The organism is Chromobacterium haemolyticum, assembly GCF_002081825.1.
Lineage (GTDB): Bacteria > Pseudomonadota > Gammaproteobacteria > Burkholderiales > Chromobacteriaceae > Chromobacterium > Chromobacterium fluminis.
Genome location: NZ_MUKU01000026.1, coordinates 38,619 through 47,298 on the forward strand (window position 1 = coordinate 38,619; position 8,680 = coordinate 47,298).

Annotated in this window: 3 protein-coding genes; 2 read left to right on the plus strand and 1 reads right to left on the minus strand. The window is 67.2% G+C overall.

All coding sequences use genetic code 11. From position 1 onward, the window contains the following. Nucleotides 1–32 precede the first annotated feature (32 nt). Nucleotides 33–4,415 (plus strand): amino acid adenylation domain-containing protein, encoded by a 4,383-nt coding sequence (locus B0T39_RS17375; RefSeq protein WP_081548784.1) that lies wholly within the window; start codon nucleotides 33–35, stop codon nucleotides 4,413–4,415. An 86-nt stretch (nucleotides 4,416–4,501) separates the two neighbouring features. After that, a complete protein-coding gene (gene basC, locus B0T39_RS17380; RefSeq protein ID WP_176219591.1) occupies nucleotides 4,502–5,818 on the plus strand; it encodes a putative histamine N-monooxygenase in 1,317 nt (438 codons plus the stop codon). Nucleotides 5,819–6,277: 459 nt separating this feature from the next. Here basC and B0T39_RS17385 read toward each other — a convergent pair whose 3' ends face one another. Further along, nucleotides 6,278–8,434: a condensation domain-containing protein gene (locus B0T39_RS17385; RefSeq protein WP_141111281.1), complete on the minus strand. Its 2,157-nt coding sequence runs from the start codon at nucleotides 8,432–8,434 to the stop codon at nucleotides 6,278–6,280. Nucleotides 8,435–8,680: the final 246 nt, after the last annotated feature.

The window sequence follows — 8,680 nt, forward strand, 5'->3', positions numbered from 1 at the left end:
GAAATCCATTTGTCAATTTTCAAGGGCGTGAAATGAGAGAGCTGACTTCAATGCAAGCGGCCTGCTGGATGGGTCGGGGCGATCATTCGGATCTGGGTGGCGTCTCTGCGCATTTGTATGCGGAGTTCGACGGCCAGGCCATTGATCTGCCGCGTTTGGTGGCCGCGCTGGGCAGGCTGGGCCGCGAGCACGCCATGCTGCGCGCCTGCGTAACGGCGGACGGCATGCAGGCGCTGGCGGCGGCGGATAAGGCGCCTCATTTGGAGGTGGAGGATTTCACCGCCTTGGAGGGCGAGGCGCTGGCGCAGCGCCTGGAAGCCAAGCGCCAGCAGTGGACACATCAGCGGCTTGACCTGGCAAGGGGTCAAGCCGTTCGTTTTTCCATCAGCTTGTTTGGCGCGGGCGATAGCCGGCTGCATGTGGACGCGGACATGATCGCCGTGGACCCGTCCAGCTTCCGCGTGCTGATGGAGGATTTGGCGCTGTTTTACGAATCCCCGGACGCGGAGCTGCCGCCCACGCCGTCGTTCTTTGAGTGGTGCGACCGGGCGCGGGACGAGCCCTGGCTCAAGGCGGCCCGGGAACGGGACCGCGATTGGTGGCGGGAGCAATTGCCCAATATCGCGCCGGCGCCGTCCTTGCCGCGCCGGGAGGGGCCGGCGGGCGCGGCGTCCAGCCAGCGCCTGTGCGCTTGGCTGGCGCCGGAGCAGCGCCAGGCTTTACGGCGGCTGGCCAAGGCGCAGCGGCTGACGCTGTCCGGCCTGATGCTGGGCTTGTTCGCCCAGGCCTTGGGCGCGGCCACCGGGGACCGGCGTTTCCGGCTGAACGTGCCGGTGTTCTGGCGGCCGCCGCTGCTGGAGGGCGCGGAACGCATCATCGGGGAGTTCGCCAATCTGGTGTTGCTGGATGTGGACTTGGACGCGGCGCCGACTACGGGCGCGCTGTGCCGAAACCTGGCCGCGCAGTTGCTGGAGCGCGCCGGCCACTGCGCTTATCCGGGCGTCAATCTGATGCGGGATTTGTCCCGCCATCACCGTTCGCCGCAGATTGCGCCGGTGGTGTTCACCGCGGCGCTGGATATGCCGGGCGGAGAGCTGTTTTCGGAGCGGGTGCGGCGCGCTTTCGGCGCGATGAACTGGGTGATTTCGCAGGGGCCGCAGGTGGCCTTGGACGCGCAGATCGTCAGCGCGGACGGCGGGGTGTTGATCAATTGGGACATCCGCCTGGACGCCTTGCCGCAAGACTGGATCACGCAGCTATTCAACGATTTCGTGGCGCTGGCCACGGCGGTAGCGGCGGACCCGGCAGCGCTGGAACGCCCGCTGGCGCAGCCGGAGGCGGAAACGCCGTTGACGGTGTTGCAGCAGGCTTATCTGTTGGGCCGCACCGCGCAGCTGCCGCTGGGCGGGGTGGCGATGCAGGAGTTCCGCGAGTATCACGGGACGATGGACCCGGCGCTGCTGCGCAGCCGGCTGGGCGAGATGGTGCGGCGTCACGATTGCCTGCGCACGGTGATAGACGTCACGCGCTTGCGGCAGCGGGTCCGCGCGCAGCCGCGGGTGAATCTGCGGGAGGTGGATTTGCGCGCCTTGTCGCCGGCGGCGGCCCAGGAGCGGGTGGCGGCGGCGCGCGAGGATTACGCCCACGCGCTGTTTGATCTGGAGCATGCGCCGTGGGAGCTGATGCTGTTCCTGCTGCCGGACGACAGCTTGACGGTGTTTGCGCGTTTCGATGCCTTGATCGTAGACGGCCGTTCCATCGCCGCGCTGATGCTGGAGCTGTTCCAGGGCGTGGCGGAGCCGAGCAGGCCGGCTGCCAAGGCGGCGGCCGAGGCGTCCGCGGAAGCCCGCAAGGCGGACGCGCTGTACTGGAAAAACAAGCTGGCCGATTGCGGCGGCGCGCCGCGGTTGCCTTGGCGCAAGTCCTTGGATCAATTGGGCGTGGCGCGCTATGAGCGGCAAAGCCTGACGGTGAGCTCGGAGCGTTTCGAGCGGCTGAGCAAGCTGGGCAACGGCCAACGCTTTTTCAAGAACACCACGGTGATGGCGCTGGTGTTGGAAGTGCTGTCGCATTGGCTGGACGAGGGCGGCTTGTGCGTGGCGGTGCCGGTGGCGCCGCTGCCGTCCGGCGGTTTCTCCAACCGTTCCAGCTTCATCGCGGTGACGTGGCCGGCGGGGCTGGACAGCCTGGCGGAGCGCGGCCGCCGCTTGCAGGCGGACGTGATGGAGGGCTTGCAGCACTTGGCCTTCTCCGGCGTGGACCTGGCGCGGATGTTGTTTGAAAGCCATGGTCCCGGCCCGGCGCTGCCGGTGGTGGTGACCAATGGTTTGTCGTGGCCGGTGGCGGCGGACGGCGCAATGCGGCAGATAGGCGGGCTGACCCAGACGCCGCAGGTGGCGATGGATCTGCGCTTTTCCGCACGGGCGGACGGCGCGCTGGTGTTTGACATCGATTACGCCCGCGACGCGCTGGAACCGGCGCTGGTGGGCGCGGTGCTGAGCGCGCTGGAGCGGGCCATCGAGCAGGTGGTGGACAGCGGCGTGTTCGAGGCTCCGGCCGGGCGGGTGCTGGATTACGGCCATTACCGGCTGAACAGCGTGGAAGCCGAAGCGCGCAGCGAGGATTTCCTCGGCCGCATCGCCGCCCATATTTTTGACCCGGACAACGCCAGGGTGGCGTTGATCAGCGGCCAGCGGCGGATACGCTACGGCGAGCTGGGCGAGGCGGTGTCCCGGGCAATGGCGGCGCTGAAGGCGCGCGGCGTGAGCGCGGGCCAGGTGGTGGCGGTATGCCTGCCGCGCAGCCCGGAGCACACCATTATCACCCTGGCGTGCGCCTTCAGCGGCGTGGTGTGGGTGCCGATAGACGCGGCGTCCCCGGAGGAGCGGCTGCGTTATCTGCTGGACAACTGCCGGCCAAACCTGGTGGTGGCGGCCCAGCCGCTGCCGACGGAGCATGCGCGGGCCACGCCGGAACAACTGCTGGCCGAGCCCGCTCCGCTCGCCGCGCGCGGCGGCTGGCAGGCGCTGTCCCTGAGCGAGACGCCGGCGTATTACCTGTACACCTCGGGCACCACCGGCAAACCCAAGTGCGTGGTGTTGTGCAACCGGGCCACGGCCAATGTCATCGGCTCCACGCTGGAGCACTGGCAGGTGAGCCAGCGCGATGTGTGCATGTCGGTGACGCCGCTGCATCACGATATGTCGGTGTTCGACGTGCTGGGCAGCCTGACTGCCGGCGCCACCCTGGTGTTGCCGGAGGCGGGCGAGGAGAAGGACGCAGTGCGCTGGAACCAGCTGGTGGACGAGCACGGCGTCACGTTGTGGTGCACGGTGCCGGCCATGCTGGAGATGTTGCTGTCTTGCCGGCGGGAAGGCGGGCTGCAAAGCCTGCGGCTGGTGGCCCAGGGCGGGGATTACATCAAGCCGTCCATCATCGCGGACTTGCGCGCCGGCCTGCCGGCGGCGCGGCTGCTGTCCTTGGGCGGGCCGACGGAAACCACGATCTGGAGCATCTGGCACGACATCGTCGCTGAGGACAGCGCCAAGGTGCCCTATGGCCGGCCGCTGCCCGGCAACCGCTATTGGCTGCTGAACGAGCGCGGCGAGCATTGCCCGGCCGGCGTGGCCGGACGCATCCACACCGCCGGCGTCAATCTGGCGCTGGGCTATCTGGAAAACGGCGAGCTGACCCAGCACGACTTCGTCACGGTGCGGGACGAGGCCGGCCAGGAGGCGCGGGCCTTCCGCACCAGCGACTGCGGCCGCTACCGGCCGGACGGGGTGATGATGTTCGACAGCCGGGTCAACGGCTACATCAAGGTGCGCGGCGTGCGGGTGTCGCTGCCGGACATCGAGATGGAGCTGATCAAGCATCCGGCGCTGGCTCATGTGCTGGTGGTGGATGTGGGCGACGAGCGGCAGGGGGAGCTGGGCATAGGCGCGCTTTACGTGGCCAAGCCCGGCGCGGAAGCGAGCGCGGCGGATCTGCGCGAGCACGCGCGCCGCGTCCTGCCGCAATCCCATGTGCCCACGCGTTTCTTACAGGTGGCGCAACTGCCTTTGTCGCAAAACGGCAAGCCGGACCGCCGCGGCGCGCGCGTCTTGTTGCAGGCGCCGGCCCATGCCTCGGCTCAGGAGAGCGTGGCGGCGCCCGCTGTTGTCGAGGCGCCGGCCGCGGCGACGCGGCACCGGCGTCCGGTGCTGGATATTTATCTGGGCGTGCTGGGGCGTTCCTACCAGGAGCTGGCCGACGAGTTGCTGGATTTCAGCAGCATGGGCTTGCTGCCTCAGCATCTGAAAGCCATTGCGGCGCGCCTGCGGGAAACCTTCGCCGTGGAGCTGTCGCCCGGACAACTGCTGCGTTGCCGCAATGTGGCGGATGTGGAGCGCTTGCTGGGGGCTGGCCAGCCCTGATCAAACTCACCCCGGGGCGGCGATCCCGCCCTGGGGACAATCGATAGAACCTTTGATAGAACCTTGGGAGTTTTTCGCATATGGAAATGGCGAACGTAGATGTTGCCGGCGTCGGCATCGGGCCGTTCAATCTGGGCTTGGCGGCTTTGTTGTCGCGTCACTCGGACATCAAAGGGGTGTTTCTGGAGCGCAAGCCGGCGTTTCGCTGGCATGAGGGTTTGTTGTTGCCGGGCACCACGCTGCAAGTGCCGTTCCTGGCCGACTTGGTCACGCTGGCGGACCCCACGCATCCGCTCAGCTATCTGAACTATCTGCACCAGCACGACAGGCTTTACCAGTTCTACTACTACGACAACACCCTGGTGCCGCGCATCGAATACGACGATTACTGCCGCTGGGCCGCGCAGCAGTTGCCGGCCTGCCGTTTTGGCGAGGAGGTGCGGGACGTGACTTACGACGCCGGCGCGGGGCGTTTTGTGGTGGATAGCGAGTCGGCGTCCGGCGGGATGCGCCGCTATGCCGGCCGTGATCTGGTGGTGGGCGTGGGCACTTCGCCGTGGCTGCCGGCGTGGGCGCGCGCCAGCCGCCACCCGCGGGTCATCCATTCCGCCCAGTTCATCCCCAATCAACAGGCGCTGTCGCAGTGCCGGCGCGTCACCGTGATCGGCTCCGGCCAGAGCGCGGCGGAGTGCGTGCTGGCGTTGTTCCGCGAGCTGAGCCCGGAGCAGGTGGCGGCCGGGGCGTCCATCCAGTGGATCACCCGCGCGCCGGGCTTCCACCCGATGGAGTTTTCCAAGCTGGGGCAGGAGTGCTTCACCCCGGCTTATATGCAGTACTTCCACAGCATTCCGCGGGAGAAGCGCCGCGAGGTGGTGGCCGGCCAGGGCCTGCTGTACAAGGGCATCAGCTTCTCCACCATCGGCGATATCTTCGATTTGCTCTACGAGCGTTCGATAGGCGGCCGCGATCCGGGCCTGAAGCTGTATTCCAATTGCGATGTGGAAGCGCTGGAGGAGCAGGGCGCGGACGGCGCGCTACGCATGACTTGCCATCACCGGCAGCTGGACCAGCGTTGCCAGTTGGAGACCGACGCCATCGTCGCCGCCACTGGCTACGCCCACGCTTGGCCGCAGTGGTTTGAGCGGCTGAAGGAGACGGTGCTGGAGGTGGACGCGCAGGGCGATTGCATTGTGGAGGAGGATTTCACCGCCCGCCGCCGCGATCAGGGGCCGGGCCGGGTGTTTGTGCAGAACGCGGAGATTTTCCAGCACGGGGTGGGTTCGCCGGACTTGGGCATAGGCCCGATCCGCAACGCGGCCATCATCAATCAGTTGCTGGGCCAGCCGCGTTATCGCCTGCCGCAGCGTTCGGCGTTCCAGCATTATGGGCTGCCGCAGGGGTAGGTTATTTCGGCCTAGCTGGTTTTGAATCCGCTGCGCGGATGATGGTTTTGATTGCCGGGGCTGCCCGGCGAGCAGGGAGGAGATATTTGCTTGGCCAAATATCCCCTCCACCCCTAAAGGCCACCCTGCAAGCCTGGCCTACGGCTCCCCGCCGGTTCCCGTCAGGCCCGAGGCGCGGCTGAACTCGCGATTTGCTAACGTCAAATCGCTCAAACAGGGCAGCCGCTTAAAACCTCGGGCCTGCCACCCGGCGGCAGGCTTGAAGGGACCCAGGGTACGTCGAATACGAGGTTTCCTACGTATTTACGTAACATCTCAACGCACTTACAAAAGATCGTAAACAGACTCTAAGGCTGTTTTCGGCCGGCGATGACATTGACGCCCCCGCTCTCGTTTGAGGGCGGGGGCGTCAGGCTTTGCGCGCCGTATCACCGACGCGCAGCGGACATGGAACAGGCCTTAGCCCAGCAGCTCTTCTAGCCTCCGCTCGCTGGCGTCGCCCGCGCTCAAGAGCGCGAACAAGCGGTGCAGCGTGGCGCAGATGGCCTCGAGCTGGGCGGCGGAGTAGCGCTCCGCGCGGTAGGTGATGACCAGGCGCAGCGAGCCGTCGTGCGCGTCTTCCATGATCTCGAACTGCAGGCCGAACATGGATTCGCTCTTGTCCGGGTCGATCTGGCGGTAGCGGATCTCGCCGCCGTCCGGGGCCGGCAGCGCGCCGTTGAGCGCGTTGTTGGCGTGGACCTGGATGTAGACGTCGAACAGCAGGCCGTCCGCCGGCGTCATGCCCAGCGCGTTCTGCACCAGCTCCAGCGGAATGTCGGCGTAGGCCATGGAGTCGTTGATGGTCAGGGTCACGTCCTTGAGCAGGCTGCCCAGCGACTGCCGGCGGTCAAAGCGCACCCGGTGCGCCACCATGGTGGTGAAGTAGCCGACGGTGTCGAAATACGCCGCGTCGGTGCGGCCGGAGGACGAGGTGCCGATCACGATTTCCGGCAGATCGCCCAGCTTATGTAGCGCCAGCGCGATGGCGGTGTAGACCACGCTGAACAGCGAGGAGTCGTGACGCTTGGCGAAGGCGGTGATCGCTTCCTGCGCGCCCGGCTCGGGCTTGAACTCCAGCCATTTGGCCTTGAAGCCGGCGGCTTGGTCGGGCGCGGCGGCCGACGCGGCCGGGTCCGGCAGGCGCAGGCCCGGCGTGGCGCCGCGCAACATCGAGGTCCAGTAGTCCATGTGGCGCGGGTTGACGCCTTGGCTCTGTTGTTCCAGCGCGAAGGCGTGGAAGGAGGGCGCCGGGGCGGTCCATTGCGGCGCCTTGCCGGCGGCGCGGGTGCGATAGGCCAGCGCCAGCTCGTCCATCATCACATTCAGCGACCATTCGTCGATCGCCATGTGGTGGACCAGGAAGGACAGGGTCTGGCGGCCGGTGGCCGGGTGGCGCAGGAAGCGTATCCGCAGCGGCAGTTCGCGGCTCAGGTCGAAGCGGTGGGCGGCTTCGTCGGCCAGCGTCAGCCCTTCGCTCTCCGCGCTGCTCCAGAACCACTTGTACCCGCCGATTTCCGTCAGCGGTACGATGCGCTGGAGCGCGGCGCCGTCTTCTTCATGGAAGGTGGTGCGCAGGCTGGCATGGCGTTCCAGCAAGTCCGTGAAGGCCAGGCGGAACAGGTTTTCGTCCACCGGATCGAGGAAGTCCAGCGCGAAGGGCAGGTTGAAGATGGTGCCGAAGTCGTAGGCGGCGTAGGCGCGCCACAGAGAGGCCTGCGCCAGCGCCAGGGGGGCTTGGCGGACTTCACCGGCCGGCGCGGCCTGGCGGCGTTGTTCGCTGACGGTGGCGCGCGCGGCCAGCGCGGCGGCGGTGGGCGCTTCAAAGAAGTCGTTGAAACGGATCTGGATACCGTGCTTGCTTTGCAGGGTGCCGATGATGCGGGTGGCCAGCAGGGAATGGCCGCCGAAATCGAAGAAGTTATCGTCCGGCCCCATGCCGGGTTCGGCCAGCACGGCGCGCAGTTCGGCCAGGATGACGGCGGCGACCGCGTCTTGGCCGTCGGCTGCGGGCTGGCCGGCCGCCGGCGGGCGGTAGCCGGTTTCGCCGGCCTGCAAGGGCAAGGGCGTCAGCGCCAGCGGACGGCGCGCGGCGTCCAGTTGCTGATAGCCCTGGGCTAGCGCGTCCGCCAGCGCGTTGAACGGCTGGGCGGGCTCCAGGATGGGGTGCAGGCTGAGCGCCAGCACGGCGCTCAGCTCGGTATGGATGATCAGGGCCTGGAACGGCGGCTGCGTCGCCGCGTCCCAAGGCGCCGCGCGCAGTGCCAGCAGGCGCTCGGCCAGCTCGGCTTCCTTCATACGGGGGAAGGCGATGCAAGGGTGCCAGCCGTCCACGTGGGATTTGCACAGATCGCCGTCGTCGCTGAACTCGTAACGGGCGTTCAGCTCCGGCCGGGCTTGGATCAGCTGTTGCAGCGCCAGGGTGAGCAGGGCGAGGTCCGTCTGCGGGTCCAGCCGCCAGGCGTCGATGTGGCGGCTCAGGCGTTCCGGGTGCTGCTGCTGCAATAGCCAGCATTGTTCTTCGTGAAGGCTCAGGGACAGGCGCTGCGACGGGATGTCGGGGTGGGGGTGCGACAAGGGTAGTCTCCTTCTGGAATTCAACGGCCAATAATCGTTGCGGGCGGCGACTGGAGTTGCTTGGTGGTCGCCTGTTCTCTAGGGCGTCGTCGGGAGATGACGGCCCTGGGAATGGGTGCGGCTGGTTCTTGCGATGAGATGTTTACGGCATGGACGGCGACGGGATTCCGGCCGTTTCAGTCATGGCCCCATCGGGCTGAGGGGGCGCTTATACGTCATGCCCTGCGGCCGTAAACTGGCTTTTCG

Excerpts from the sequence above, each read along its gene's own strand:
- B0T39_RS17375 (WP_081548784.1), top strand. The coding sequence starts at position 33 with ATGAGAGAGCTGACTTCAATGCAAGCGGCCTGCTGGATGGGTCGGGGC.
- basC (WP_176219591.1), top strand. The coding sequence starts at position 4,502 with ATGGCGAACGTAGATGTTGCCGGCGTCGGCATCGGGCCGTTCAATCTG.